At 64.0% G+C, this 24992-nt stretch carries 30 protein-coding genes; 16 read left to right on the forward strand and 14 right to left on the reverse strand.

The features are described from left to right. Positions 1-4: 4 nt before the first annotated feature. The 4 genes from ACFOM8_RS01750 (at position 5) to ACFOM8_RS01765 (ending at position 2849) form a co-directional block, all read left to right on the forward strand. On the forward strand, positions 5-940 hold the full coding sequence (locus ACFOM8_RS01750) for a dihydrodipicolinate synthase family protein (RefSeq protein WP_377758732.1): 936 nt from the start codon (positions 5-7) through the stop codon (positions 938-940). 30 nt (positions 941-970) lie between these two features. Then, the gene (gene fumC, locus ACFOM8_RS01755; RefSeq protein ID WP_377758734.1) at positions 971-2365 is read left to right on the forward strand and encodes a class II fumarate hydratase; all 1395 of its coding nucleotides are present in this window, start codon (positions 971-973) and stop codon (positions 2363-2365) included. A gap of 69 nt (positions 2366-2434) precedes the next feature. Next, positions 2435-2626, forward strand: a complete 192-nt coding sequence (locus ACFOM8_RS01760; protein ID WP_377758736.1) for a DUF4169 family protein — start codon at positions 2435-2437, stop codon at positions 2624-2626. Beyond that, the gene (locus ACFOM8_RS01765) at positions 2619-2849 is read left to right on the forward strand and encodes a ribbon-helix-helix domain-containing protein (RefSeq protein ID WP_377758738.1); all 231 of its coding nucleotides are present in this window, start codon (positions 2619-2621) and stop codon (positions 2847-2849) included. Before ACFOM8_RS01760 ends, ACFOM8_RS01765 begins: the two co-directional genes overlap by 8 nt. A 54-nt stretch (positions 2850-2903) precedes the next feature. On the opposite strand, the gene pheT is transcribed toward ACFOM8_RS01765, so the two are convergent. Then, entirely contained in the window at positions 2904-5291 is a 2388-nt protein-coding gene (gene pheT / locus ACFOM8_RS01770) for a phenylalanine--tRNA ligase subunit beta (RefSeq protein ID WP_377759171.1), read from the reverse strand. 184 nt (positions 5292-5475) lie between these two features. Between pheT and ACFOM8_RS01775 the strand changes: the two genes are divergently transcribed. Both ACFOM8_RS01775 and ACFOM8_RS01780 read left to right on the forward strand, forming a co-directional pair. Continuing rightward, the gene (locus tag ACFOM8_RS01775; RefSeq protein ID WP_377758740.1) at positions 5476-6723 is read left to right on the forward strand and encodes a DVUA0089 family protein; all 1248 of its coding nucleotides are present in this window, start codon (positions 5476-5478) and stop codon (positions 6721-6723) included. 64 nt (positions 6724-6787) lie between these two features. Next, positions 6788-7117 (forward strand): TM2 domain-containing protein, encoded by a 330-nt coding sequence (locus ACFOM8_RS01780; RefSeq protein ID WP_377758742.1) that lies wholly within the window; start codon positions 6788-6790, stop codon positions 7115-7117. A gap of 55 nt (positions 7118-7172) precedes the next feature. On the opposite strand, the gene infC is transcribed toward ACFOM8_RS01780, so the two are convergent. Then, complete coding sequence (gene infC / locus ACFOM8_RS01785; protein WP_449301484.1) at positions 7173-7661, reverse strand: translation initiation factor IF-3; 489 nt, start codon at positions 7659-7661, stop codon at positions 7173-7175. 239 nt (positions 7662-7900) lie between these two features. Here infC and ACFOM8_RS01790 point away from each other — a divergent pair, with 239 nt between their 5' ends. The 9 genes from ACFOM8_RS01790 (at position 7901) to ACFOM8_RS01830 (ending at position 11996) form a co-directional block, all read left to right on the forward strand. Beyond that, positions 7901-8503: a hypothetical protein gene (locus ACFOM8_RS01790; protein ID WP_377758744.1), complete on the forward strand. Its 603-nt coding sequence runs from the start codon at positions 7901-7903 to the stop codon at positions 8501-8503. Next, positions 8500-9369, forward strand: coding sequence for a glycosyltransferase family 2 protein (locus ACFOM8_RS01795; RefSeq protein WP_377758745.1), 870 nt, complete (start codon positions 8500-8502; stop codon positions 9367-9369). Before ACFOM8_RS01790 ends, ACFOM8_RS01795 begins: the two co-directional genes overlap by 4 nt. A gap of 458 nt (positions 9370-9827) precedes the next feature. Further along, positions 9828-10016, forward strand: a complete 189-nt coding sequence (locus tag ACFOM8_RS01800; RefSeq protein WP_377758746.1) for a hypothetical protein — start codon at positions 9828-9830, stop codon at positions 10014-10016. Further along, positions 10013-10189, forward strand: coding sequence for a hypothetical protein (locus ACFOM8_RS01805; protein WP_377758747.1), 177 nt, complete (start codon positions 10013-10015; stop codon positions 10187-10189). Before ACFOM8_RS01800 ends, ACFOM8_RS01805 begins: the two co-directional genes overlap by 4 nt. Beyond that, complete coding sequence (locus ACFOM8_RS01810) at positions 10186-10560, forward strand: hypothetical protein (RefSeq protein WP_377758749.1); 375 nt, start codon at positions 10186-10188, stop codon at positions 10558-10560. The genes ACFOM8_RS01805 and ACFOM8_RS01810 overlap by 4 nt, the downstream gene beginning before the upstream one ends. Before the next feature lie 339 nt (positions 10561-10899). Continuing rightward, complete coding sequence (locus ACFOM8_RS01815) at positions 10900-11238, forward strand: thermonuclease family protein (RefSeq protein ID WP_377758750.1); 339 nt, start codon at positions 10900-10902, stop codon at positions 11236-11238. Positions 11239-11329: 91 nt separating this feature from the next. Beyond that, entirely contained in the window at positions 11330-11641 is a 312-nt protein-coding gene (locus tag ACFOM8_RS01820) for a hypothetical protein (RefSeq protein WP_377758752.1), read from the forward strand. Positions 11642-11643: 2 nt separating this feature from the next. Continuing rightward, a complete protein-coding gene (locus ACFOM8_RS01825; RefSeq protein WP_377758755.1) occupies positions 11644-11778 on the forward strand; it encodes a hypothetical protein in 135 nt (44 codons plus the stop codon). Continuing rightward, positions 11775-11996, forward strand: coding sequence for a hypothetical protein (locus ACFOM8_RS01830; RefSeq protein ID WP_377758757.1), 222 nt, complete (start codon positions 11775-11777; stop codon positions 11994-11996). Before ACFOM8_RS01825 ends, ACFOM8_RS01830 begins: the two co-directional genes overlap by 4 nt. A 197-nt stretch (positions 11997-12193) precedes the next feature. Here ACFOM8_RS01830 and ACFOM8_RS01835 read toward each other — a convergent pair whose 3' ends face one another. The 7 genes from ACFOM8_RS01835 to ACFOM8_RS01865 are packed head-to-tail and all read right to left on the reverse strand — an operon-like array spanning position 12194 to position 15171. Then, positions 12194-12583, reverse strand: coding sequence for a hypothetical protein (locus ACFOM8_RS01835; RefSeq protein ID WP_377758759.1), 390 nt, complete (start codon positions 12581-12583; stop codon positions 12194-12196). After that, positions 12580-12834: a hypothetical protein gene (locus ACFOM8_RS01840; protein WP_377758761.1), complete on the reverse strand. Its 255-nt coding sequence runs from the start codon at positions 12832-12834 to the stop codon at positions 12580-12582. The genes ACFOM8_RS01835 and ACFOM8_RS01840 overlap by 4 nt, the downstream gene beginning before the upstream one ends. Next, positions 12834-13214 carry a hypothetical protein gene (locus tag ACFOM8_RS01845; RefSeq protein ID WP_377758763.1) on the reverse strand — a complete coding sequence of 127 codons (381 nt, stop codon included), beginning with the start codon at positions 13212-13214 and terminating at the stop codon, positions 12834-12836. Before ACFOM8_RS01845 ends, ACFOM8_RS01840 begins: the two co-directional genes overlap by 1 nt. A gap of 2 nt (positions 13215-13216) precedes the next feature. Continuing rightward, entirely contained in the window at positions 13217-13930 is a 714-nt protein-coding gene (locus ACFOM8_RS01850; RefSeq protein WP_377758765.1) for a peptidoglycan recognition protein family protein, read from the reverse strand. Positions 13931-13969: 39 nt separating this feature from the next. Further along, positions 13970-14212, reverse strand: coding sequence for a hypothetical protein (locus tag ACFOM8_RS01855; RefSeq protein ID WP_377758766.1), 243 nt, complete (start codon positions 14210-14212; stop codon positions 13970-13972). Next, a complete protein-coding gene (locus ACFOM8_RS01860) occupies positions 14209-14613 on the reverse strand; it encodes a hypothetical protein (protein WP_377758767.1) in 405 nt (134 codons plus the stop codon). Before ACFOM8_RS01860 ends, ACFOM8_RS01855 begins: the two co-directional genes overlap by 4 nt. A 51-nt stretch (positions 14614-14664) precedes the next feature. Next, positions 14665-15171 carry a hypothetical protein gene (locus ACFOM8_RS01865; protein WP_377758769.1) on the reverse strand — a complete coding sequence of 169 codons (507 nt, stop codon included), beginning with the start codon at positions 15169-15171 and terminating at the stop codon, positions 14665-14667. 84 nt (positions 15172-15255) lie between these two features. Here ACFOM8_RS01865 and ACFOM8_RS01870 point away from each other — a divergent pair, with 84 nt between their 5' ends. After that, positions 15256-15921 carry a hypothetical protein gene (locus ACFOM8_RS01870; protein ID WP_377758770.1) on the forward strand — a complete coding sequence of 222 codons (666 nt, stop codon included), beginning with the start codon at positions 15256-15258 and terminating at the stop codon, positions 15919-15921. On the opposite strand, the gene ACFOM8_RS01875 is transcribed toward ACFOM8_RS01870, so the two are convergent. The 5 genes from ACFOM8_RS01875 to ACFOM8_RS01895 form a co-directional block, all read right to left on the reverse strand. Then, positions 15914-18718 carry a hypothetical protein gene (locus tag ACFOM8_RS01875; protein ID WP_377758772.1) on the reverse strand — a complete coding sequence of 935 codons (2805 nt, stop codon included), beginning with the start codon at positions 18716-18718 and terminating at the stop codon, positions 15914-15916. The two genes, ACFOM8_RS01870 and ACFOM8_RS01875, sit on opposite strands and share 8 nt — an antisense overlap. A 1-nt stretch (position 18719) precedes the next feature. Continuing rightward, entirely contained in the window at positions 18720-20777 is a 2058-nt protein-coding gene (locus ACFOM8_RS01880; protein WP_377758773.1) for a hypothetical protein, read from the reverse strand. A 4-nt stretch (positions 20778-20781) separates the two neighbouring features. Then, the gene (locus tag ACFOM8_RS01885; RefSeq protein WP_377758775.1) at positions 20782-21216 is read right to left on the reverse strand and encodes a hypothetical protein; all 435 of its coding nucleotides are present in this window, start codon (positions 21214-21216) and stop codon (positions 20782-20784) included. A 68-nt stretch (positions 21217-21284) separates the two neighbouring features. Beyond that, positions 21285-22883 (reverse strand): sialate O-acetylesterase, encoded by a 1599-nt coding sequence (locus tag ACFOM8_RS01890; RefSeq protein ID WP_377758777.1) that lies wholly within the window; start codon positions 22881-22883, stop codon positions 21285-21287. Positions 22884-22892: 9 nt separating this feature from the next. Next, a complete protein-coding gene (locus ACFOM8_RS01895) occupies positions 22893-24974 on the reverse strand; it encodes a phage tail protein (protein WP_377758779.1) in 2082 nt (693 codons plus the stop codon). Positions 24975-24992: the final 18 nt, after the last annotated feature.

Genomic DNA, 24992 nt, shown 5'->3' on the forward strand with positions numbered 1-24992 from the left:
CACCATGCGACCCTTTCACGGCCTGTCCGCGTTTCCGATCACCCCCGCCGATCCCGACGGCACCCTTCGCCCCGCCGATCTGCGCGCGATCCTGAGCCGCGCCGCCGATGCGCAGGTCGACTCGGTCTGCGTGCTGGGCAGCACCGGCGGCTATGCCTACCTGGATCCGGACCAGCGCCGCGCCGTGGCCGAGGAAACGATGGCCGAGATCGGCGGCAGGGTGCCCGTCGTGGTTGGCGTGGGTGCGCTGCGCATGGATACGGCCGTCTCGCTGGCCCGCCATGCCAGCGATGCCGGGGCCGATGCGCTGCTGGTCGCGCCCATCTCCTATACCCCGCTGACCGAGAGCGAGGTCTTCGCGCATTTCTCGGCCATTGCCGAGGCCAGCGACCTGCCGATCTGCATATACAACAACCCGACAACCACGCATTTCACCTTTACTGCCGACCTGCTGACCCGGCTGTCCGGCATCCCGACCGTTCGCGCGGTCAAGATGCCCCTGCCCGCCGACGGCGATTTCGCGGCCGAGATCGCCGCCCTGCGCGCCCGCCTGCCCGAGGAATTTTCCATCGGCTACAGCGGCGATTGGGGCTGCGCGGGCGCGATGCTGGCGGGGGCCGACGCCTTTTACGGCGTCGCGGGCGGCACCTGGCCCGAACCGATGCTGCGCCTTGTCCGCGCCGCGCAATCGGGCGACGACATCGAAACCGCACGGATCGACACGGCTTTCCAGGCCATTTGGACGCTGTTCCGCCGATCCGGCAGCTTCCGCGTGGTCCACCGGGCCGCGAACCTGCTGGGCCTAACCGACGCGCAGCCCCCGCGTCCGATCCTGCCGCTGCAAGACGCGGACAAGGCGCTGCTTGCGGCCATGGATGCGCTGGCGGCGATCCAGGCATACCGTTGCATACCAATTGCCTATCCCGCTCGCGGCGGCTAGAACCGCGCCAAACCGCGAGGGAGCCTTTCGATGACCAAGACCCGCACCGAAACCGACAGCTTCGGCCCGCTGGAGGTTGACGCCAGCAAGTACTGGGGGGCGCAGACGCAGCGTTCGATCCAGAACTTTCCCATCGGCTGGGAACGCCAGCCCGTCGCGATCATCCGCGCGCTTGGCGCGATCAAGCTGGCGGCGGCGCGCGTGAACCAGGCCAACGGCGATCTTGATCCGGCCATCGGCAAGGCCATGGAGCAGGCCGCGACCGAGGTTTTCGAGGGCAAGTTCGACGACAACTTCCCGCTGGTCGTCTGGCAGACGGGATCGGGCACGCAGTCGAACATGAACGCCAACGAGGTGATCTCGAACCGCGCCATCGAGATCCTGGGCGGCGAGCTGGGCAGCAAGAAGCCGGTCCATCCCAACGACCACGTGAACATGGGCCAGTCCTCGAACGACACCTTTCCGACCGCGATGCATGTGGCCATCGGGATGATGGCGCGCGACACGCTGATCCCAGGCCTGGAAAAGCTGCACAAGGCCCTGGCCGCGAAGTCCGAGGAATTCAAGGACATCATCAAGATCGGCCGCACCCATACGCAGGACGCGACGCCCTTGACGCTGGGCCAGGAATTCGGCGGTTACGCCCATCAGGTCGCCAAGGGGATCGAACGGGTGAAGGCCTGCCTGGGCGACATCTACGAACTGGCGCAGGGCGGCACCGCGGTCGGCACCGGGCTGAACACCAGGAAAGGTTGGGACACGGCCATCGCGGCCGAGATCGCCAGGATCACCGGCCTGCCCTTCGTCACCGCCCCCAACAAGTTCGAGGCCCTGGCGGCGCATGACGCCATGGTCATGTTCTCGGGCGCGTTGAAAACGGTCGCCGCCTCGCTGTTCAAGATCGCCAACGACATGCGCCTGCTGGGATCCGGGCCCCGGTCCGGCCTGGGCGAGCTGATCCTGCCGGAAAACGAGCCGGGTTCCTCGATCATGCCCGGCAAGGTCAACCCGACCCAGGCCGAGGCGCTGACCATGGTCTGTGCGCATGTCATGGGCAACGACGCGGCGGTGGGGTTCGCCGGGTCGCAGGGGCATTTCGAACTGAACGTCTACAACCCGATGATGTCCTACAACGTGCTGCAATCCATGCAGCTTCTGGGCGATGCGGCGGGGTCGTTCACCGACAACATGGTGGTCGGCACGCAGGCGAACGTGGCGCGGATCGAAAAGCTGATGAAGGAATCGCTGATGCTGGTGACGGCCTTGGCGCCCACCATCGGCTATGACAACGCCACAAAGGTCGCCAAGACCGCGCACAAGAACGGCACCACCCTGCGCGAGGAGGCCATTGCCCTGGGCTTCGTGGATGGCGAGACCTTCGACCGCGTCGTCCGCCCCGAGGAGATGATCGGTCCCAAGGGCTGATCGGATCTTGACCTGATCCGGCCGGAGCGCGGTATGATGACCGCGCCCCGGCTTTTTCATGGAAAGCGCATGACGAAGATCATCAACCTGCGGCGGGCCCGCAAGCAGCGCAACCGCGATGCCGGACGCGCCGCGGGCGATGCGAACGCGGCCAGGTTCGGCGAAGCGAAGCCTTCGCGTCAGGCACGCGAGGCGGAAGCGGACCGCGCCGCCCGGTCACATGAGGCGCATCGCCGCGACGACGCCCCGGGCGATGCTTGACCTGCCCCCCATGACCCCGCCGCTGAAGCGGTCGGTGACGATCGACGGCCACCGCACCTCGGTGTCCCTGGAGGACGCATTCTGGCGCGGCATCGCCGAGGCCGCAAAGGCGCGCGGCGTCACGCGGGCGCAACTGATCGGTCAGATCGACCACGCCCGCCCGCCCGAGGTCGGGCTGGCGACGGCGCTGCGCCTGTTCGTTGTCGCGGAGCTGCGCCGTTAGCCGGGGGCTGTCTGCCCCCGGACCCCCGAGGATATTTAGACAAAGGTGAAGGGATCAGGCGCGCAGGGTGCCGCCGGTGGCCTTTCGCACCTTGTCGATGATCTTCTGGCTGACGGCCTCGATGTCAGCGTCCGTCAGGGTCTTGTCGCGAGGTTGCAGGCGGGCGGTGATGGCGATGGATTTCCTGCCGCCCTCAAGCCCGGTGAACTGGTCGAAAACCGTGACGCTGTCGATCAGCCCCTTGTCCGCCCCGGCGGCGGCATTGACCAGGGTCAGCGCCTCGACCTGCGGGTCCACGACAAAGGCGAAGTCGCGCTCGACCGCTTGCAGTTCCGGCAGGACCAGCGCCGGACGCGTCGCCGTGCGGGTCTTGGGGAAAGGCACGTTGGCGATGCGGACGGTGAAGGCCACCGCCGGACCCTTTACGTCCAGCGCGCGCAGGATGCGGGGATGCAACTCGCCGAAGGTCGCCAGGACATTGGGGCCAAGCGCGATGTTGCCCGCCCGGCCCGGATGCCACCAGGGATCCAGCTTGCGGTTCACCTGCACCTTGGCGGGCGCGCCGAGGATGGCCAGCACCGCCTCGGCATCCGCCTTGGCGTCGTAGAGATCGACCTTGCGGCGGCTGCCGAAGGGATCGCGCGGCGCGGTGTTGCCGATCATCAGGCCCGAAAGCTGCGTCGCCTGCTCGCCCGGCTCTCCGCCCGCGAAAACCGGGCCAAGCTCGAAAAGGGCAAGGTCGGCAAAGCCGCGGGCCTGGTTGCGGGCGGCGGCGGACAGCAGGCCCGGCAGCAGGTCCGGGCGCAGATGCGTCATTTCGCTGCTGATCGGGTTTTCGACCCGCACGGCATCCGCGCCGCCGCCGAACAGGTCCGCCAGGGCGCGGTCGATGAAGCTGTAGGTGACGCATTCGTTGTAGCCAAGCGCCGCCGCCTGCCGCCGCGCGGCCTTTTCACGGACCTGCAAGGGGGTCAGAACGGGCTTCGGCACACCGGGGCGCGGGCGCGGCAGGGGCTGGCCTTGCAGCTTGGTCAGGCTCGCGATGCGGGCGATTTCCTCGACCAGATCGGCCTCGCCCAGCACATCGGGCCGCCAGGACGGAACATGGGCCATGTCCCCTTCCATGCGGAAGCCAAGCGCCGCCAGCGTCGCGCGCTGCACATCCGCCGGAATGTCCAGCCCGACAAGGCTGGCGGTGCGGTCGGTGTCCAGGCGATAGGCGCGCGCGGTGTCGGGCACCGCCCCCGCCTCGACCACGTCGGACGGCTCTCCGCCGCACAGATCCAGGATCATCTGCGTCGCCCGTTCCAGCCCCGGGCGCGTAAAGGCGGGATCGACCCCGCGTTCAAACCGATACCGGGCGTCGCTGTTGATCTTCAGCGCGCGGCCCGTGGCGGCGATGGCAACGGGATCCCAATAGGCGCTTTCCAGGAACACGCCGGTGGTCTCCTCCGAGCAGCCGGAACGTTCGCCGCCCATGATGCCCGCGATGCTTTCGGGACCGTTGTCATCGGCGATCACCATGGTGCCCCGGGGCAGCGCATAGGTCTTGCCGTCAAGCGCCAGGATTTCCTCTCCGGCAGCGGCCGGACGGACATTCAGGTCGCCGGAAATCTTTTCTAAGTCAAACACATGCAGCGGCCTGTTCATGTCGTATGTGAACAGGTTGGTGATGTCCACCAGCGCGTTGATGGGGCGCAGACCGATGGCGCGCAGGCGCTGTTGCAGCCAGTCCGGCGACGGGCCGTTCCTGACGCCCCGGATCACCCGCCCCGCGAAATAGGGCGCCTTCCCGGCAATCGCCGGGTCGATGGTCACGGCGACGGGGCTGGCGAAACGGCCCGGCACCGCCGTCCCCGTCGCCGGCTTCAGCACTCCCAATCCGCGCGCCGCGAGGTCGCGGGCGATGCCGTGGACGCCAAGCGCGTCGGGGCGGTTGGGCGTGATCTTGATGTGGATCATCGGATCCACCTTGTCCGGCGCGTTTGCGGCCAGCCAGTCCACGAACCGCTGCCCCACCTCGCCCGAGGGCAGTTCGATGATGCCGTTGTGTTCGTCCGACAGTTCCAGTTCGCGTTCCGACGCCATCATGCCGTGGCTTTCGACGCCGCGGATCCTGCCCACGCCCAGGGTGGTGTCGATGCCCGGCACGTAATCGCCGGGCTTGGCCAGGACCACCGTGATCCCTTCGCGCGCGTTCGGCGCGCCGCAGACGATCTGCTTCTCGCCCTCGTCCGTCAGCACGCGGCAGACGCGCAGGCGGTCGGCATCGGGATGCTGTTCGGCGTGCAGGACGCGGGCCAGGGTGAAAGCCTTCAGCTTGGCCGCCGGATCGCGGACCTCCTCGACCTCGAGACCCAGGTCGGTCAGCGCCTCGGCGATCTGGTCAAGGGTGGCGGTCGTGTCGAGATGCTCTTTGAGCCAGGAGAGGGTGAACTTCATGACGCAGCTTTCCGGTTCGCGCTTGTGGCGTTTGCCTGCCTTGAACCGTTCCGGGGCGCGATGGTCAAGCGTCAAGCCCGATTTTGCCGCGCCGCAAGCCATCTTTCACCCGCTGGCGATTGTCTGTCGGTCCCGCCGCTGCCACAGTTCGCCCGAACCCGGCACCTGCCGCAGGAGGTTTCCCATGCCCTTTCGCCTATCCGTCCTGGCCAGCCTGACCGCATCGGCCCTTGGCCTGACCGTGCTGGCGCAGGAAGCGCCCCGGATCTGCGGAGCCGCGCAGGTCACATGGCTGGCCGAAAACGAAGCCGGTCAGGACATCTCGGCCAGCGAAGCCGCGCTGTCCGCCCCGGTGCGGGTGATCGGAAACCAGGCCGCCGTTCTGGCCTTCCGCAACACCGCCTCCAGCCAGGCCCTGCGTGTCGAGGCCGGCGCGGACAACGGCGATCCCGCGATCTCGCTGCTGACCGAAGACGGCGACGTGATCGCGGAAAACGACGACACGCCGGTGTCGCTGAACTCGCGCCTGGAAACGGCGGTCGGTCCGGGCGTCTATTGCGTCTCGGTCCGGTCGGTCGGAGACAGCGGCATGGCTGCCACGGTGCAGGTCTCGCGTCCCGAACAGGCCGCGCTGCTGGAGGAGAACAGCGAAGGCGGCGGCAACGGCATCGCCGCCTGCACTCCCGCCACCCCGGCGACACCGCTGGCCGAAGGGGCGATCGACGGCCAACTGGCCCGGGGGCTGGTCAGCGCCACGCAGGACGGCGCCCGGGTCGGCTATCACCGCTTCACCCTGTCGCAGGCGGCTCCCGTGACGCTGCGCGCGTCAAGCCCGACGCTGGACCCTCAACTGAAGCTGTTCGACGCCCAGGGCAACCTGATCGCGGAAAACGACGACGCCGACGGGTTGAACGCGCGGCTGGATTTTGTTCCGACCCTTGCGGCAGGGGATTACTGCATCGGCGCGGCCACCCTGTCGTCCGAAGCGGGCGAGATGACGGTCAGCGCCGAAAGGCTGGATCCCCAGACCTTCCTGCGCAATGCCTATCGCAAGGGAGAGCTGAACCCGCCGTCGGATGGCAGCTATCCGGTGCAGGCGCTGGACCTGGCGCGGCAAAAGCAGACGGTGGTTCTGCATGACGGCGCCGCGCAATGGCTGGGATTCGATCTGGACCAGCCGACGGTGGTCGTCGTCAGCGCCTTCGGCTCGCTGGTCGGGGCCGACCCGCGGCTGGTGCTGTTCGCGGCCTCGGGCGCGCTGGAGGCCGAGAACGACGACGTGGACGGCGGCACCGACGCGCGGGTCGGGCCGGTCCTGTTGCAGCCGGGCCGCTATCACCTGGGCGTCGTGGACGTCAGCCGAAACGACGCCGCGACGGGGCCGATCCGGCCCATCGGCCTGATGTTCGACCGCTTCCTGCGGGCCGAGTGATCCTTGCGCGAGACGCGGGGGTTCCTATCTATCAGAACAAAGGGGCGGCTGATCCGCCCGGCTGATGGAGAAAGCCTTGGCGGACACAATCCAGCAACAGCTGCTGATCGAGCAGCGCGTCGCGAACGAATCGAAATCGCAACTGGTCGCCTATCTGCTGGCGATCCTGCTGTGGGGACTGGGCGTGCATCGCATGTATCTGGGCCGCTGGGCCAGCGGCCTGATCATGCTGGTTCTGTCAGGCATCGGCATGTTGACGGCACCCATCCTCATCGGGTGGATCCCCCTGGCCTTTGTCTGGGTCTGGGCGTTCATCGACCTGTTCCTGATCCCGGGCATGATCCGCAACGACCAAGCGGTGATCCGGCAGCGGCTGATGGCGGGCCACCGATAAGGAAAAGGCCGCGCGGCATCTGCCAGCGCGGCCTTTCTTTGTCTGACGGACCGGCTTACCTCGGCGCGATCATCATCACCATCTGTCGGCCTTCCAGCTTGGGCATGGATTCGATCTTGCCCGCCTCTCCCACGTCGTCCCGAACGCGGTTCAGCAGTTCCAGCCCCAGATCCTGGTGGGCCATCTCGCGGCCGCGGAAGCGCAGCGTCACCTTGACCTTGTCGCCCTCGCCCAGGAATTTCAGGACCGATCGCATCTTCACGTCATAGTCGTGGGTATCGGTTCCAGGACGGAACTTGATTTCCTTGATCTCGATGATCTTCTGCTTCTTGCGGGCCTCGGCCTCGCGCTTTTGCTGTTCGTACTTGAACTTGCCGAGGTCCATGACCTTGCAGACCGGCGGGGTCGCGTTCGGCGAGATTTCGACCAGATCCAGCCCGGCGTCCTGCGCCATCTGCAACCCGACCGACGGCGGCACGACGCCGACATTCTCTCCGTCAGGGCCGATCAGGCGGATTTCGGACACGCGGATGCGTTCATTCACGCGGGGGCCGGTGTCGCGGGTGGGCGGTGCGTTATGCGGTCGACGGGCTATGGCGATGCTCCTTGGATGGCCAAATCGGAATGGACGGAAAATAATCGTCAAGGCGGCGCGATTCAACCGGATTTGATGGATGATTTGCCCGCGGGGCGCATCCGCCGCCCTGTCCGCCGCCTTTTCCGCACGTCCAGGCTGTGCCATAGCTGGCGGCGAACCGCCCCATCGAGCAAGGACTGCCCGCCATGCGTATTCTTTCGGCCATGATCGTGATTCTGCTTCTGGCTGTCGGCGGCTGGTGGATCTGGCAGGAAACCCGCCCTGCGCCCGCGGCCCCCGTGACGGCTGACGCCCCGCCCCCCGCGGATGCCCCCGCCGTGACCCAGGCGACCGAGGCCGCGGCCGATGCCGCCGCGGATGCCGCCGCCGTCGCGGCCGATGTCGCCGCCGAAGCCGCCCGGGCCTCCGAGGAGGCGGACCTCGCCCCCGTCAGCGACGCCGCCGCCCAGGCCGAGGCTGCGGCCGAAGCTGCGCTGACCGCAGCCGACCGCGCGGCCGAGGCCGCCGCGGCCCCGCCCGCCGTTCAGGCGGCCGAGGAAGCGGCAACGGCCGCCTCCGATGCCGCCGCGGCCACCGATCAGGCGGCCAGCGCAGCCGTTGCTGCCACGCGGATCCAGTCCCTTCTGACACCCGAAGGGTTCGACGCCGCCCAGGTCGGCCGGATCATCGACGAGGCCGCGATCAGCGACACGCAAAAGGCCACGCTCCGGCGCCTGGTCGAAACGGCGGGGACCAACCCCGACCTGCTGCGCCAGGCCCTCGACCAGGTAAGATCCGTGATGCCGTGACCGATCATCCGCCCCTGGCCGATTTCCTGAAATCCCGTCCCGCCGCGTTGAAGCGCGGTCCGATCGCCATTGTTCTGGCCGAAGACGATGCCGCCGTGGCCGAAACCCTGCGTCATCACGCCCGGATTGGATTTCGTCACATCCTGGCGCTGTCGCCCGATCCCGTTGCCGTGCCGGACGACCTGGCCCCCCGCATCACCTGCCTGCGCTGGAACACGAGGCGCCCTCAGGCCCACCGGGACGCGGTGAATGCGGTTCTGGCCTCCGTTCCCGCCGGAACCTGGCTTTACTACTGCTACAACGCCGAGTTCCTGTTCTTCCCGTTTTCCGAGACCCGCACCGTCGGCGAACTGCTGGCCTTCCATGCCGAGGAACGGCGCGAGGCGATGCTGACCTATGTGGTCGATCTTTATGCGCCCGATCTTTCCCGTGCCCCGAACGCCGTCAGCCTGACCGAGGCGATGTTCGACCGGGCGGGATATTTCGCCCTGGGCCGAAAGGGACCGGACGGCCGGCCGCTTGACCGGCAGCTGGATTTCCACGGCGGCCTGCGCTGGCGGTTCGAGGAGCACGTCCCGCCCGCCAACCGCCGGATCGACCGCATCGCGCTGTTCCGCGCCGCGCCAAACCTGCGCCTCGAGGCGAACCACAGCTTCAACATCGCCGAATACAACACCCATTCCTGCCCCTGGCACCACAACCTGACCGCCACGATCGCCTCGTTCCGCGCGGCCAAGGCGCTTGCGACCAATCCCGGATCCCGCGAGGCCATCGGCAGCTTCCGGTGGCGCAACTCCGAGCCGTTCCACTGGAAGGCGCAGCAACTGATGGACCTGGGACTGATGGAACCCGGTCAATGGTTTTAAGCTTGAGAAGATGGCGGACAGTGAGGGACTGCATATTCTTTGCAGTTTCAACACATTGTGTTGGAAAACAGCCGAAATGCCGCCGCATTTGAATCAATGGGTTAGCATGGGTGGTGGAAAACGCCGGGCATCGGATTTTCAATCCATCGCCACCCCCGCAATATCAACGGCTGCTGACCGTCCCGAGCGTCAAACTGGGGGCTGTGGGGCAATGGGTTGGCGGGGGAATGTCAAACCGCAGGAGGGATGCTGATGTGGATTGAAGGCCCGCACGTTCCGGTCGATCTTGAAGGCCGAGCCGCTTGGAAATGGGTCGATGTTTGGGGCGAGAAACGCAAGCCAATTATGGACGTGATCCCGACTGGATTTTCCCGCGAACCATGGCACTGCGGGGGAGTGTGGTTCTTCCCTATCGACCGCCCTGCGCCACCCGCCCCCACCACACAGGAGGATCGCACATGAGTGAGAAGGACCGCTTCTGGGAGTTCCACAACGGCTATGCGGAGACAAAGCGCCTGATCATTGACGGTCTGCGCCGCGCAGGCTGGTCCAAGGAGGACGCGAACGAGGAAGCCGACGTGCGCGAGGCCCGCGACTATGCGAAATGGCTCAAGCGGTTTCCTGTCCCCGAGGATGACCACCCATGAACCGCGTCCAGTATGACGACGACGGCCAGCTTGACGAGGTTGTCACAGATGCCGGGATGCACCTTGAGCGTATGAGCGAACATGGTTGGTTCCTGGCAGGGCAACGGTCGGACGGGACGGAGATTGCCATCTGGTTCAGGGGCAAGGTTACGCTGGTGGAGGAACGGATATGAGTGAGGCGCTGAAACGGCTGATAGACGCGGTGGATGCTGAACACACGCTGACCACCCAATTCGCGGATGCTTTCCCCAGCGAAGGCTTCCATGACGCCATACATGCGTATTCTGGCTCTTTGGATGATGCTAGATCGCTAATGGCTGACCTGCTGCCGGGTTGGCGGATGCGGATCGAACAGTCAGAAATTGTGGATCATGGCGATAGCTTCACGGCCTGCGTCTGGCCGAATGACTATACCCGCCGCGAACAGGTGTTCAGGCCGTCAGGTGAAGCCTCTAACCCCGCCAGAGCGTGGCTGCTGGCGATACTCCGCGCCAAGCTGGCCGAGGCAGACAATCCCGCCACGAAGCGGACATCGCCTGATTAGCCCGGAGGCTGCGCCTTCACGAAAAGGTGCGCCGTGGCCATCCCGCCACCGCCCCAACTGAGCCGCGCGTCTGCCCCTTTGGTGCCGCACTTTCCGCACCGCATTCGCGCCGCGTGGGATCCGATGTGGTAGTCCTCGCCATACCGCGCAGCTAGGTCGGCCACGGGCACAGTGACGTAGTGCCTGCACGATGCCGTATTGCCGCAGTAAAATGTGACGATATGGCCCATGTAGAGATGGGCGGGTCCAGGGGCGTGCTTGATCATCCCCTACAATCAGCACAAGCCGAGTGATTCGGCCAGAAACGATGTATCAACCCCTGCCCGCTAGCATGGTCCGATGATCTCGATACTGACCGCCATTATCCTGTCCGCAGGCATCCAGGTCCACGATGGCGACACTATGGCCCGGGGGCCGGACAGGGTGCGCTTGTGGGGCGTGGACGCGCCGCCGCTGGACGGAGCGGGGGGCACCGCCAGCCGAGACTACCTGCGCGCTCTGATCGCCGGTCGGCCTCTGTCCTGCGAGATGCTGTATCGGGACCGCTATGGGCGCCGCGTGGCCCGGTGTCGTCTGCCGGACGGGGCCGACGTGGGATGCGCGATGGTCGCTGCGGGACATGCACGGGACTGGCCGCGCTATAGCGGCAGGGCGTATCAGGGGTGTGGAAAAATGTAAGCAGCTTGCATTTTTTTGTTGACGCATGAATGTAAGCAGCTTAAATTGTAACTATGGGAACGGGTAGACGCCCACAGCAGGAGACAAGCAGATGACCCCCGAAGAGTTTTTTACTCAATACGCCGTCGCCGAAAAAGGCTTGGACGCCATGGAAGCCGCCATCGGTCCGCGCCGCAAATGCTTTAGCAATCCTGGCGCGCTGATGATCCGTTCCGCCACCGACGCAATTGCTCAATCTCTCGCCAGCATGATCGTCGATGCGGATGGACTGGATGCCGCTGCGCATGAAATCGGCCGTCTCTTGCTGGCTCGCGACACGATGGCTGACTGGACCGTCGAGGAGCGCGCCAACCTGGCCTACGAAAGCGTGACCCGCACCGATCATGTCGCGATGGTGGACTGACCATGGCACAGACAGGATACTGGAAAAACCGTGGGTTCTATCAAGCTTATTTCAATGGCCATTGGATCGGTGCTTTTGCCTCGCCGGAAGCGGCCCACGAAGCTGTCGAGAAAGCAAGGCGCAGGGCCATCGCATGACCCCCGAGGTTTTCACCTGCTGGCTAGCCGAGATGAAAGCGGCTGGCCGCGCCAAGACCGACAAGGAAGCTGGGACGATGCTCAGACTGTCCTCCACCTCCATCTCTCAGATGAAGCGCAAGGGGGTGACGGGCGATGCGGCATATCGCACGGCACTAGCCTGCGCTGCTGTGCTGCATGGTTTGGAGCCGTACGGCGGACCCGATACCAAAAAGTGAAAGCCATGCAAGGCATGACCCGTGCATGGCTTTCTCATATCCCCGAGGCATCGGGGGATCACGTGACCAAAGTCGTGATACGACATCGGAACTCGGTCTATCCCCGAGAGATCGGGGAATATAGGGAATGATGCCATGAGCGGCGGCGAAGTCAAGAGCGCGCGCCGATCAGTAGGCGCAGGCGATGACGGCGGGGGTCAAGCGCGGCTCCATTCGCTCTCGTGCCACCGCCGCTGCCACATGACGCCATCGCGCCATTGAAAGAAACCCGGCTCCTGCACCTTCTCCGTCAGCGGCTTGTATGCCGTGATGCAGAAGCCCTCGGGCATGTGGACGATGCGATGGATGCGGTCGTGCGGGATTTCGAACTCATCGCCTGGGCGCCGCTCGACTGTCTCCACCAGCCCCTGCGGCCCGTAGATTTCTTCGGTGTATCCGCCGCGAATGATCCGGCTTACACACCGAAATGGGTGGTCATGGGGGTCGCCCAGGTCCGGCAGGGTGAATTCATGGACCACCCATCCGCCGCCGTGCAGGTGAACCTTTAGCATCCCATCCCACATGCGTTCGGTGTGCGTATGGCTCATGCCGGATCACCCGGCGCGATTGGCGGCGCCACGGTATGCACCTGTCCCGCGTCCACCTGACAGGACACCCCGTCAGGCGTGGTGATCAGCGCGGTCCATGTCCCGCCCTCCGGGGCGATCCAGATTTCGAGGATCGCGCCACGGTCGGAAAGGCCCGCCATGATGCGCGCTTCACCGTATGCATCAGCCAGCCGGGCGTGTGCGTCCGCTGTCGGCAGGCAGGCTGCGGCCAAGGTCAGGGCGGCGATCATCACCGCACTGCCTGCTTGATCGCCTCGCCGATGGCCTGCCCTGCCTGAAACGCGGGTTCAGCCTTCACAGCCTCGATCTTGGACTTCGCCAAATTCTCGATGACAGCTTGCGACGGGTTCAGCTTGTTCAAGGCATCCGGCACCGAACGCTTGGCATAGTCGAGGATCAGGTCGATGGCTGCGGCACCGGTCATCTGTTTGGCGAGGGCCAGCCGGGCGGCGGTCGTCAGCGCAGTATGCAGGTCGCTCTGATACTTCGCCTCAATGTCGATGCCCCACTTGCGGCGGGCGGTGTTGGCAGCCCAGCCAATGATGGCCGTCAGCAGCAAGCCTGCAATTTCCAAAAGATGCGGAGCGGCAGCGTTGAACAGGTCGTCCATGGTCATTCTCCTTGAAGCGCCGCCCAGGTCGCCTTTCCGACGATCCCATCCGGCAGCAGTTGATGTTTCCGCTGAAATGCGACGACAGCCGCCTCTGTGGCGGGGCCGAAGATGCCATCCCCGACAAGGCCGAGGATCAGTTGCAGCGCGACGACCGCATCACCCCGGCTGCCGCGTCGGATGACCGGCATGGGGCCACGTGGGGCTTGCGGTTCCACGTCGCCCAAGGCTGCGCTGATCCGATCCCGCAGCATGTCACCGATCCGCACGGGATCACGGCTGTCCAGGATGCCAAGCGGGTCATAGTCATAATCCCATTTGTTTGCCTGAGTGACCCCCAGCGTCGTCTGCACCTCGGCATGGGACAGCACCGTGCGCCGCGTGACAGGGATGCTGTATTCGCGGCAGAGGCGGGCCACCTCGGCAATCATCCCCTCTACCTGCACAGGCGTCGGGAAGGCTTTGCAGGCGCGAGGGTTGCCCCATTCGGCATTCGCCATGCAGGCCATGCTGACGCCGATGGACCCCGTGTTCAGTCCGCGCGTGTGGGCCGCATACTGGCCGCTGCGCAGCACCTTACCGGCGACGTTGGCGCTGATGGGGTGCAGCCCGGCATGGACCTCGCCGTTGCCGTCGATCAGCCGGTGATAGTGCTGCTTGTCGAAGGCAGACGGGGACAACCCGCCCGCAGTGTGATGCAGAACGATGCGTTGCATGATGCTGTCCATGAAAAAGCCCGCGCTAGGCGGGCGGGGTCAGTAGCCGGGGTCGGGATGATGCCTGCCCGTCACAGGTGGCGGATCGTAGACCTGTGCGGCCAGCCAGCGCAGATGCACGTCTTCGCAATGCACTGGATCGCGGAACGCCACCGCCATGCACTCGATGAACAGGTGCCAGCCACGCCGCCATGCTCGGCTGCACAGCGGTTCGTGCATCGTGCCGCACAGGACGCGGTTGCAGGCCGCAGAGGTGCGCCAGTGCCAGCCGGTTTCGATCATTCCTTGCGCCCCTGCATCCGCGACTGGATTTCCAGCTCCTTCGCCAGATCCCCGATCACGTCCCGAAGATCATGCGCCTGATTGGCAACCGCATTAGCCGCTTGCGTGTTGGCCCGGATGACTGACAGGTTGTCGTTCTTGCTTTCCACCAGCCTGTCAGATGCCGCGCTGTTCAGCGTCAGGGCCTTGGTCAGCGACTGTTTCGCATCAACGTCCTTGTCGATAGAATGGGTCATCAGTTTGGCCGCTGCCGTGAAGGCGTCCAGCGATTGCACGATCCGCTCAACGTCCTTGCTGCTGACAATAGCCCCGGCGACTTCAAGAACATCCTCGCCAGCGGCAGGCTTGCCCTTCCGAACTCGCTGAACGCCCGCAAAGCCAAGCAGCCCGCCGATCAGCAACAGGATCGCATCTGCCCACTTGGCAGGGTCGATATTGCTCAAATCCATGCGTCACTTCCCCTGCCGACCCCGAAGAACGTCCACCCAGGATCGGTAGGAGTTGATGATCTCGAAAAGCACGGCGGTCGAATACATGGCTGGGGCTGACCATGCCCCGCCGCCGTCCATAGACGCATCCAGAAACCCGAGGCAGTAGCGCGACCAGAAGAACAGACAGGCCAGCGAGGCAATCAGCCGCATGTGGGGCGATATGCCGAAGCCCGAGAAGGTGCCGTTCACCGTCAAGGCAATGATCCGCATGAGGCAGCAGGCCAGGACGAACACCGACCATGTTTCCTGACTGGCAATCGCCGCCAATCGGGAGAAGGATGGAGAGGTCGTGAACATGTCGTGCTGGTATTTAAGCGCCAGCCCCATCGCCAAGGCGGGCCATGCCATACCCCATTCCGTGACGCGAATGGGCAGATGGGCATAGATGCCCTGCGTGATGCGGCGAACAATTATCATACCGGGGTCATCCTGTTGTTCCGTCTGTATTTTCGCGCCCGGATTGAGCATCCGCCTGCGCTTTCACCGAGACACGCCCCGCCTGCCGCATGGATCATTAACCATGAGTGATGATTCGCATTTCAGGGGTGGATTATGGGTATCAGGTCATTGTGCGCGGCTGCCGTCGCGGTTGTCGGGATCGGGCAGGCTGCGGAGGCGGCGACATATACAACGACGAATTACGATCTGACGGTCCGATACGAAGGGACAGTCTTCGACAGCGTGCTTTACAGCAGCCTTTTTGGCGAGGAGGACGATAAGTATTACGGCTACGTCCCCGCTGGCGACACGTCTCTTGGCCTGCAAAGCTATCTTTTCGGCGCCCCGGCGATCAGCACCACGTTCCGGTTCACCGTGAGCATCCTTGATCCTCTGGTCCCTATTACCGAGCCATTTTACGGCAATGGCGGGCGCACCCCTGTTTGTCAGCTTGGGCCTTGGGACTGCACCAGGACCAATCGGACATCCTTGGACCCTTACGGCTTTTTCCTGGCATGGGATGATGACTGGATCATCAGTGGCGCGCCCACGGTCGGCTCGTCAATAGAAGTGTTCTTTCATGCGATCTACGGCGACACGGAGGGGACTTTTTATACCACGGACCGCAGTCACGCGTACTCGTATAGCTTTGAGACATCGAATTTCACGGTGCTCTCCGTCAATGATCCAGCGCCCGTGCCCCTGCCCGCGACCGCTGCCCTCCTTCCGCTTGGCCTCGGCGCTCTCGCGGTGATGCGAAAGCGCCGCCGTCTCAGCTGACCGTCAGCACCAGCTTGCCGCCCGTCACGGTCACACCTGCGGGCAGGGATGCGCCGTTATTGACCACGGTGACGCCCGGTCCAGTTAGGTCGTAGGTGCCCGCGGGCAGGCCTGCGGGGACCACGATCTGCGCAGTCGGGGCAAGATTGACGGTCGCGGTCACGGTCGGCTCCACCAGTCCATCGCCCACCGCGCCCGAGCGGAGCCGTTGCAGTGAGCCGACCTCTGCATTGGATACTGTCCCGATGGTCAGCAGCCGCTGCAACGGCGCGCCGTTGTAGTTGCTTTGAGCGGTGATCTCGAAGGTCTCGCCTGCAACCGGGGTGCCGACCACATTGTCCAAATAGACTCTGTAGCTGTCCCCACGATTGTTGGCGCCTTGGCGCTCGACACCCGCCACGCGCGCGGTGAAACCGCTGATACTGCCGACGACCGGCTTGCCGATTGTCTTATAGATCAGCGGGCCATAGCTCGAGTTCGCACCGGCAGCCGTGGTGATGGAAAGACTTTTGCCAAATTGCAGCTTACCGGCAATGGTCATGGATGCGCTGCCAGAACCGTCCCACCCCGCCTTGCAGCGGCTACCCCCGATGGCCAGGGTCTTGCCAGCGGGGATCGTGCAATTCGGGCCGAACAGGGCTTGGGCCTGACCACACAAGTCAATGCTAAGCTGTGAGGCTTGCGAGGTGATATTCAGCCGTCCGCCCGAAGCGAATACATCAAGGGCTTGTGCAGCGGTGCCGATATAAAGCTGCCCGGCGCTCTTGATCGCCACTTGCAGGGCATCGGTCAGGGTGCCGACATTGAGGCGACCCGAGAAAACCTCGAGGAGCCCACCGCTGCTTTTCAGAGAGGCAATGACCGCATTGACCAGTGCAAAGCGGACGAAGTTGCCGGACAGGTCCACGGTGTCCGCCGCGTTAAGCCCCGGAAGGTCGTCCGTGGACCAGTTGTAATGGTTGTCCCAACGAACACCTTCAAAGTCGGGGTCGGGCACGAACACCAGATCGGCCTTGGCCGTCCTGGGATTGGCGGGGGTCCAGCCGAAACGGCTGCGCGCCCAGCGGACGCTTTGCTTCACCTTCGCGCCGACGCTTTCGGCGGCGATAAGATGCTCCGAAAGCTGGCGGATTGTGGTCTTGGTGGTGCCGGTCAGCAGGCCGCCGAGCCGCTGTGCCGTTGTCAGCTCAAGAACCGCCGTGTCCAAGCCCTCGACATTCTTGGTGAATTGGCCCCACTTGTAGACCTTGGTCGTATCCTTCAAACCAAGCGCGCCGATTTGGACAGCATCATCGACGTTAGGCTTTGCGGCGATCTCTGTGGAGTTTTCCGGGTCGGCGTGGTGCGCAAGAACACCTCCCTTCGAGACTGTCTGAATACCGCTGAAATGATGCCCGCCCTTGATGCTACCAATGGAACTCTTGGCTGTGCGATAGGCGGCACTGAACCCCACGTTATCGAGATTATTGGAGAAATGCTCTTTGCCAGTCAGAGCCTGATTATTCAAGTTGATATTGTTGTCGACTGACAGGTTCCCCTCAAGATGGACACCACCGCGAAGCTGTGTCCCGCAAGAAGAATTTTCGCCGAAGTAGTTATATCGAACCGTCATGTTGGTGACGCTTTGGGACAAATATATCCCGTGGCTGAACATGGTCGGGGGCTGCGGATAATTGATCGACCCTTTGATCTTGTCGTAACCATCGGCCCAGCCCGCGTGGTAAAACAGACTGCTGTCGATGACGATGCCATCAGAGTCGCTGCCATAAATCCCGGAACAATAATTGCCGCCTTGAGGACGCCAGACTTGGGTGCCGTCGGCCTCTGTATCCACGGCATCCACACGACCCTCCGTCGTCAGGTGATAGGTGCGGAAAGACTTCACCTCGCGGAAGGTATTCAGATAATTGTAAGAAAGCACCAATTCGTAACCAAGCGTCACATGGTCATAGGCAACGCAATAATTATAGCGAGGATAGCACTTCTCGTTGCGCACAGTCTCTACGTCTTGAACAACGCAATAAGGGATGAGATGGAAATTGCTGGAAATCTTGGTGATTGGCAGCGCACCGGAGCCAAAGGAAGCGATCCTCATGGGATGCAATTCGTCTTCCCCGTAAAGACCGCCCCAATTCAGAACCGTGTAAGTATATCCGCGCTCTAGGAAATAGTGATCGGAGCGGCCCGGCATATTCAAGCCGCCGACATGATCTTGCCAGATCTTCGCGACTGCTTCGCTGACAGCCATGGCGGCACTCCCGCCGTATTGCGGGCGAGCCAGCAGCCAAGGACCGTTTACCTGGGTTTCCGTGGTAGCGGTGCCGTTCGCGGTCGCATGGGCGGCGATCTGTGCCCTTGTCATGGCAGAGGGCGCATTAGAAACATACATCTTTCGATGCCGCTGGCCCGGCTCGCAGATGAACCGGTCTTTCGATGGGTCGATGGGGAGCCAGTAGCCCTCGCCATTGACGTGACCGCTGGCCTGACCGGCTGCCGTCACATGGATCAGCGCCTGCGACCCGCCCGGCAGATCAGCGGTCACATCTTGAGCCGCAAACACGTCCAGAAGGTTCAGTGTCGTCTTTCCATCGGGTCTTGGTGCCGCACGCCCGGCGGTGGGTGACGTAACATCGTCCTGCAAGACATTGACCCGCGCGCCGAGGGCGGTCATCTCGACGGTATCGGGCACCATTCCATAATTGGTGATCGTCACGGTGGGCTGCGGCACGCCGCCGATGATGAGCCGCGCCTCGAAGGTCTGGCCCTCAAGGCCGGGGGCTTTGATGGTGACGGTCATTTCACAGGCTCCGTAGGCGGGTGGTGGCAAGGATCTTCGCCGTGGCTCCATTCGGCATGACGAAGATGTAGTGCATGGCGACCCGGCCTGCTGCCGGGGTGAAAGTGTCGGTGCGGCTCAAGGTCGTCTGGCCAGTGGTTTTGGTGATGTCGAAAAAGTCCGTTCCCGTCGAACCGCCCGCATCCGCCAAACGACCGATAATCCGGGTTGCGCCGCCGAACTCCAGTTCGGTTCGTAGCTCATAAGCCTGACCCGGGGTCACATCGCAGTAGACGCGCGGGTTGGTGTTTGCTGCGGCATCCCACTCGATCAGCAAGTCACCATTCGGCTGCGGCGTGATCTTTCCTTTCTGGCTGGTCGTAGCGCTCGGCTTGAAGGTCGGGAATATCCCGGTGGACACCGCCGGGACCGCCGTCCCCGTCGCAAATGCCGTGCGCTCCCCGTGCTGGTCCGATGCCACGACCTCGAAGCGCACGGTCTTGCCCTGGTCCGCCGCGGTCAGGGTATAGGCCATGCCCGTCGCGCCTGCGATTACCACGGGCGTCTCACCCGTATTGGCCGTGGTCCGCCGGGTCCAGCGATAGGCAAGGTCGCAGTCGTCCGCCAGCGTCAGCCACAGGCCGGGATCGCCGGTCAGCACCTGACCCACGGTCCCGGTTCCGCTCTGCGTCGGCGCGACGTGCGCCACGGGACCAGCGGCCATCTGTGAGGGAGTGACGGTGCGAGTGCCTGCGTATCGGGCGGGCTGGATGATTTGGAGGTCGAATGGCGCGCTGGCGGCGTCCACGCCCGTGATGCGCCCGGTATTGGCGCTGGTGATGACCAGGGCCGGAGGCGCGGGCTGCACGTCCAGCGTGGCGCTGTAGGCGGTGTAGCCCGCCAGCGTGGCGCCGATGGTCACGGGGGCGTCCGTGGCGGGGGTGAAGGTCCACGCCTTCGTTGTCCCGACGCGGGTCGCCGTCAAGGCTGTGCCGCCTTGTGCCACGGTTACGGTATCCGGCGCTTCGTTGAAAGTGACCGTCGCCTGCTGGCCTGCCGTGAGGGTGCTGACGGTCGCGGTCAGGGTCGGCTGGGCGGTCAGGGTCCATTCGGGGGACCAGAGGATCAGCTCGCCCTGGCTGTTCCAGAACCGGGTGCCGGTGCGGATCTTGTCGCCTGCGGCAAGGCCGCTCGTGCTGAATGTCGCGCCAGTCTGGCCTTCCTGGATGGTGCCGTTCACCTCCCAGATCGCGGCAGCGGTCGGCACAGGGTTGCCCGTCGCCTCACCGATGGACTGGCGCGTCAGGGTGCTGCCGACGGTCGTGCCGCCACTGATCACAGGATCGGAGACGCGCGACGGGGCGGCAAGCGCAGGTGCCGCGCTGGTGGCCGTCTTGGCTGCGCTGGCAGGGCCTTGCCCGACCGCATTCACAGCCCGCAGGGTGATGCTGTATGCCGTGCTGGCGGCGGGCATGGTGATGGCGCGGGGACCAGTGTCCGCGCTGTCCAGAGCAACCCATTCTCCCGAGCCAATGCGATATTCAATGGCCGTGATCGATCTGCCTCCCGTCGCAGGCAGACTGATGATGTTCAGCGCGATTTCCGCCGGGCCGGTGCCGGTAGAAACAGACCATTGGCCCGCGCCGAACTGCGCAGGAGCCGTGGCAGCCGGTGCGCCGCTGGTGGCGGCCTTGGCCGTGCTGGGGTCGCCTGGGCCGACGACGTTCACCGCCCGCAGGCTGATGCTGTATTCCGTGGACGGGGCTGCCATCGTGACCGTGCGCGATCCTGTGCCGGTCCCGTCCAGGTTCACCCATGCGCCCGTGCCGACACGATACTGGATGGCGGTGATCGGGCTGCCATTCGCGGCAGGCAGGACGGAAACGGTGATGGTGATCTCGCGCGGGCCGGGGCCGGTGGTTACCGACCATTGATTGACGGCGAAGGTGTTGGGCTTGCTGATGGATGTTCCCGACAGCAGCGAGACGCCGTTCGCGTCCAGCATGTCAGTCTGCGTCGGCACGCCGTTCGCATCGGTCAGATAAACCGCCGTGAAGTTGTCGCGGATGTATTGCAGCATCGGATCAGCCCTTGATCAGATAGGCGGTGTTCGGCGCCTTGGGGTTCAGGGCGGCGTATTGGGCTGCCGTGATGATCTGGACGGTGAAGCCCTTGATCGCGCCCGCCAGCTTGTTGTCGGCGGCGATTTCTTCGATGGACTTGGGCGTGTCGCTGTGGCGGACGTAGATGTCTTTCAGGCTGGTGACGCTTGACCCGTCATCGAACGTGAAGGCCATGGTGTATTTGGTGGTGCCCTCAATGCCCTTGTCATTGGGCCACAAGGTTACGGTGAAATCGCCGGTCGCTGTGGTCACGTCCGCCTCCACGACCTTCTTGGCGATGATTTCCCCCGCCTCGTAATCGGAGCCGGACAGGGTGAACTTGACGCCAGTGATGGCCGCGTCCTGGTCGTCGGGCGTCTTGACCGACCCCGTGATGGTGGTTTGGCTGATCGGCATGGTCGCCTCCTTTGGCGCATGGAAAATCCGCCCGAAGGCGGTTATGGGGGGTCAGGATGTGGGGGTCGTCAGATCCAGCGGGGATTGGGGATGTTGAACCGGATCGCCGGTCCAACGCCGTCGGGCGTAAAGCGCCATACAGGGCTGAAAAACTTGGCGCCCGATGCGAAATCACGGTTGTTTGTGCGTCCATTGTCGGAATGACCGAACGCGACCGAATGTCTCACCGTGGTTTCAGGTGCAATGGTCTGCAACGTCATTACGTTGATGCCGATATAAGCCATGTCCTTGTTGTATTCGTAAACGGCGAGGCTGAAACTGCCATCAGCAGTCGGATGATCATTGCGGGCCTCGATGCTCATCAGGAACTGCGCATAAGGATCAACGCGGTAGATCTTGCGCGCTGGCAAGTTGGTCGCCGTATGGTCCGGGGCAACATAGCACCAGCCCAAGTGATCGTTGTCCTCGATGGTCAGCGGCGTATCGGCCAGATAGACCGGCTCACGGCGGGCATAGGTGGTGTGGGTCTGCGCTGCCACAAAGTTGGTTGCCCAGCCGAGGCCACCGTCTACGGTCAGATCGCATGACACCGGGTCCAGTTCGGCGGGCGCCTGCTCGGAGAAGGCCGCATCGGCGTAGCGTTTGCCAAGCGCGGTCAGATCCTCTCCGCTGAAATGCAAGTCATCGATCAGAGATACCGGCTGCAATCCGACCGACGACGCGATCTTGACGCGCGGAAACGCATCCTCGCGGGTGCCCATCTGGAGGCGCTTCAAAGACGATGCGTGTCTTACCCTGAAACGACCATTGGTGGCACCGACCAGCAATTCTCCCGCAATCACGGTCGTTTTGTTGCGCGCGATCCTCCCGTTCAGCTCAAGGCGTTTCAAAATGGTGCGAAGCTTGCGGGCATAGATCTCTACCTGATCTTCGCGGTTGGCCTCTCCCTGGTGCCAGATCATGTAGTCAACGCTGGTCGGGGCACCGGGAACCAGCGGGAGAGATGTGTTCATCTGGTTCATGGCGAAAGTGAAAAGATCCAGTTCGCCTGGTGTCTGTGACCATCCGTTATTCGCCACATCGACGCTGTTCATGAACGCCTCGATGTGGTGCCCGCCTGCCGCGACGAGGATCAGGTATACCTGCCTGCCAGTGCTAACCTGCAATTCCTTGCAGAACTGGAATGCGAGGTTGTTCGCCACAGTGCCAATAAAGGGATTTTGGCCGGGTGTTGCGACAACCCACGCTGTGCCGTTTGCTGCGGGTGACACTTGGCTGTTCCAAGCAAAGACGGAGGGGTTGACGGTTAGGTCGCCTCCAGTCTGTTCCGGGGTGGATCTCATGTTCGATTGGCCGAGGGCAAGCACGACAAGGGGAAGTTGGTCGTAATGCGCAATGATCTGATCCCGCATGGCGCGGAACTCATTCAGCAGAGCCGACTGTGCGGGACCACCAATCTGCGAAAAAACAGCAGCATCCCAAAGTTCACTTAGGCTGTCCTTGGTTTCACCCTCTACGCGGTCGATCCTCTCGCGCGTATCCGCCCACGTCTCATCAGTGTGGTCGTAGAGCGCGCCGAGGACACGGTTCACCTCGGCATCATGCGTCCGTTTTGTTGCCCGCCCGCTGTTTAGCGGCAAGCTGTAGTTCGGCTTTCGAGCCATCATCTTCTCCGATTAGGTGGTGGTGGCGCTGATCGAGGCGCTAAACGGCGACGGCTGGCCGTTCCGGTCGATGGATCGCGCGAAATAGTAGCGGGTCACGCCTGCCCCCAAGCCTGTGTGGACCTCGGTCACGGCAGTATTCGAGGCGCCATAGACCGGGCCAGCCATCAGGGCGGCGGCGGTGCTGTTGTTCGTGGCGGATTGCCAGATTTCCATGGCCCGATAATCCGGGTCATTCGGCGCGCGGAAGGTCGCGGCGATCTGCCCTGCCCCGCCGACCGCACTGACCGGCGTAGGGGCAGGAGCGAGATAGCCGCCCGCCGATGCGGTGATCCAATCCGAGACGACGAATTTGGATGCCGTGCCGATACCCAAGGTCCGCATCTGGACGCGATACTGCTGACCGACCACGACCGGGGCCACATAGCCGAACACGTCGCCGTCCGCGTCCCGGATCTTGCCGTCGATGGTCCCGCCCGCCTGCCACGGCTCCCCTTGGCGCTGATATTGCCATTCGTAGCTAATCGCACTGGCCGAAGGAGACGGGTCAGCCTCGAACCGGATGCGGGGAATGGACGTGTCGCCGCTGGTCAGGACCGTGCTGGCATCGCTGATCCCCGTGACTGCGCCCGGGGTCTGCAATCCCTTGATGGTCGGGTCGAAGTCCTCAAGGGTGATGTCCTGCTCGTCCGTCTCCGGGTTCCAGGCATAGATGGCCGGGCTTTCCTCGCGCAGCATGGCCGGGCAGCGCATGGCAACCCCGTCCTGCCCCACGGGATCGAAGCCGGGATGGATGCTCTCGACCTTGTATGTTCCGTTCCGCCGCGTGTAGGGCGCGGGTAGTTGCAGCGACATGACTGACGCCGCCACCAGATCGAAAGCATCGCCCGGTAGAACCCCGGACCAGGACCGTTGCATCCGCGTCCTGCGGCCCATGATCGCCGCGACGTATTGCGCCTGCCGGTGATCGGTTACAAAGCCCAGGTCGTATTGACCGAGGCGAGGCAAGCCGCCATCCTCTTGCTGCGCCCCGTCCAGGACATAGATCGGAGTGGTCGCATCCTCATACATGCGCTCTGGCGACGTGTAGGTGGCCGTCACCTCCGTGACCAACTCCCCAAGCGGACGGTTGCGATTAAAGGTCATCGGCTGATCGTCCAGTACGTCCGAAATCGTCATCACCGGCTCTTGCCAGACCGCTGGGACAAGCCCCAGCCTGCCGCCAACCCGGATGATCTCGGATGCCCCCGCCTCGACAAGCGGGATGATCGTATCCTCAAGCTCCTGCCCTTGGCTGAACACCAGGACGCCATTTGTCTCGAAGCGCGGAATGGTGCCGTTGCCCTTGACCGAGAATGGCACGTCAGCCTCGTCAGCAGCCCATGCGAAGGTATCCAGCCACAGGTTGCGGTCGTCATAGGGCCGCAAGGGGTTCTTGCGCAGGGCGTCCAGCACACACAGCGCCTGATTGGCCGACCATGCCGCCGGGGCCGAAGGATTGCGCGGATCGCGGACCAGCGACCAGCGACCGTCCACCATCACCTCGGGCGGGGTGGCGGGCAAGCGTTCCTGCCGGTCGTCGTTGTCGCCAACGTCCGCCCTTAGCCACAGAACCGTGCGCCCGCGCCAGCCGTCCGTGGCCTTGAAGATATCCCCGGCCTCCGAGAGGAACTGCGCGGGGGGCGAAACCTGATCCCCGCGCCCGATCCAGTAGCGGGTGTGGTTCTCGAAGGGATCGTTGGTCGCGGTCGCGCCGTTGCCCGCGAAGTCGTAGGGATTGCCGGTCGCCTCGACCTTGCGCTTGTCCAGATAGAGCGTGAACGGCCCCGCGCTCGGGCGGCTGTTCAGGATGAAGCAGCCATATAGGATCCTGCCCTTGACCCTGACTGGCGCGGGAGTTCCGGGTGCCCAGCATTTCCCATACACGAACCGATAGGCAGGCAGGCTTGTCGGCTGGTGCAGTTCGCGGATTACGTCCTGCTGGCGCGGGCTTTTCCGGGTTAGCGCCCCGACCGCGAGGTTCAGAATGACGGATGCGCCGATCTTGACCGCAGCCGCCGCCAGAGGCGACAGGGACGCGACCCACGCAGACACGGCCTGCACCGCTGCCAC

The organism is Paracoccus angustae, from assembly GCF_042648745.1.
Classification (GTDB): domain Bacteria; phylum Pseudomonadota; class Alphaproteobacteria; order Rhodobacterales; family Rhodobacteraceae; genus Paracoccus; species Paracoccus angustae.

Coding starts and splice junctions, on each gene's coding strand:
- ACFOM8_RS01855 (WP_377758766.1), bottom strand. CDS start 14,212: ATGATCGAAACCGGCTGGCACTGGCGCACCTCTGCGGCCTGCAACCGC.
- ACFOM8_RS01775 (WP_377758740.1), top strand. CDS start 5,476: ATGCCCTTTCGCCTATCCGTCCTGGCCAGCCTGACCGCATCGGCCCTT.
- ACFOM8_RS01820 (WP_377758752.1), top strand. CDS start 11,330: ATGACCCCCGAAGAGTTTTTTACTCAATACGCCGTCGCCGAAAAAGGC.
- ACFOM8_RS01780 (WP_377758742.1), top strand. CDS start 6,788: ATGGAGAAAGCCTTGGCGGACACAATCCAGCAACAGCTGCTGATCGAG.
- ACFOM8_RS01865 (WP_377758769.1), bottom strand. CDS start 15,171: ATGCTCAATCCGGGCGCGAAAATACAGACGGAACAACAGGATGACCCC.
- ACFOM8_RS01760 (WP_377758736.1), top strand. CDS start 2,435: ATGACGAAGATCATCAACCTGCGGCGGGCCCGCAAGCAGCGCAACCGC.
- ACFOM8_RS01835 (WP_377758759.1), bottom strand. CDS start 12,583: ATGAGCCATACGCACACCGAACGCATGTGGGATGGGATGCTAAAGGTT.
- ACFOM8_RS01885 (WP_377758775.1), bottom strand. CDS start 21,216: ATGCCGATCAGCCAAACCACCATCACGGGGTCGGTCAAGACGCCCGAC.
- ACFOM8_RS01805 (WP_377758747.1), top strand. CDS start 10,013: ATGAACCGCGTCCAGTATGACGACGACGGCCAGCTTGACGAGGTTGTC.
- ACFOM8_RS01800 (WP_377758746.1), top strand. CDS start 9,828: ATGAGTGAGAAGGACCGCTTCTGGGAGTTCCACAACGGCTATGCGGAG.
- ACFOM8_RS01830 (WP_377758757.1), top strand. CDS start 11,775: ATGACCCCCGAGGTTTTCACCTGCTGGCTAGCCGAGATGAAAGCGGCT.
- ACFOM8_RS01875 (WP_377758772.1), bottom strand. CDS start 18,718: ATGACCGTCACCATCAAAGCCCCCGGCCTTGAGGGCCAGACCTTCGAG.
- ACFOM8_RS01810 (WP_377758749.1), top strand. CDS start 10,186: ATGAGTGAGGCGCTGAAACGGCTGATAGACGCGGTGGATGCTGAACAC.
- ACFOM8_RS01850 (WP_377758765.1), bottom strand. CDS start 13,930: ATGCAACGCATCGTTCTGCATCACACTGCGGGCGGGTTGTCCCCGTCT.
- ACFOM8_RS01815 (WP_377758750.1), top strand. CDS start 10,900: ATGATCTCGATACTGACCGCCATTATCCTGTCCGCAGGCATCCAGGTC.
- ACFOM8_RS01750 (WP_377758732.1), top strand. CDS start 5: ATGCGACCCTTTCACGGCCTGTCCGCGTTTCCGATCACCCCCGCCGAT.
- ACFOM8_RS01880 (WP_377758773.1), bottom strand. CDS start 20,777: ATGCTGCAATACATCCGCGACAACTTCACGGCGGTTTATCTGACCGAT.
- fumC (WP_377758734.1), top strand. CDS start 971: ATGACCAAGACCCGCACCGAAACCGACAGCTTCGGCCCGCTGGAGGTT.
- pheT (WP_377759171.1), bottom strand. CDS start 5,291: ATGAAGTTCACCCTCTCCTGGCTCAAAGAGCATCTCGACACGACCGCC.
- ACFOM8_RS01890 (WP_377758777.1), bottom strand. CDS start 22,883: ATGATGGCTCGAAAGCCGAACTACAGCTTGCCGCTAAACAGCGGGCGG.
- ACFOM8_RS01840 (WP_377758761.1), bottom strand. CDS start 12,834: ATGATCGCCGCCCTGACCTTGGCCGCAGCCTGCCTGCCGACAGCGGAC.
- ACFOM8_RS01845 (WP_377758763.1), bottom strand. CDS start 13,214: ATGGACGACCTGTTCAACGCTGCCGCTCCGCATCTTTTGGAAATTGCA.
- ACFOM8_RS01765 (WP_377758738.1), top strand. CDS start 2,619: ATGCTTGACCTGCCCCCCATGACCCCGCCGCTGAAGCGGTCGGTGACG.
- ACFOM8_RS01825 (WP_377758755.1), top strand. CDS start 11,644: ATGGCACAGACAGGATACTGGAAAAACCGTGGGTTCTATCAAGCTTAT.
- ACFOM8_RS01790 (WP_377758744.1), top strand. CDS start 7,901: ATGCGTATTCTTTCGGCCATGATCGTGATTCTGCTTCTGGCTGTCGGC.
- ACFOM8_RS01870 (WP_377758770.1), top strand. CDS start 15,256: ATGGGTATCAGGTCATTGTGCGCGGCTGCCGTCGCGGTTGTCGGGATC.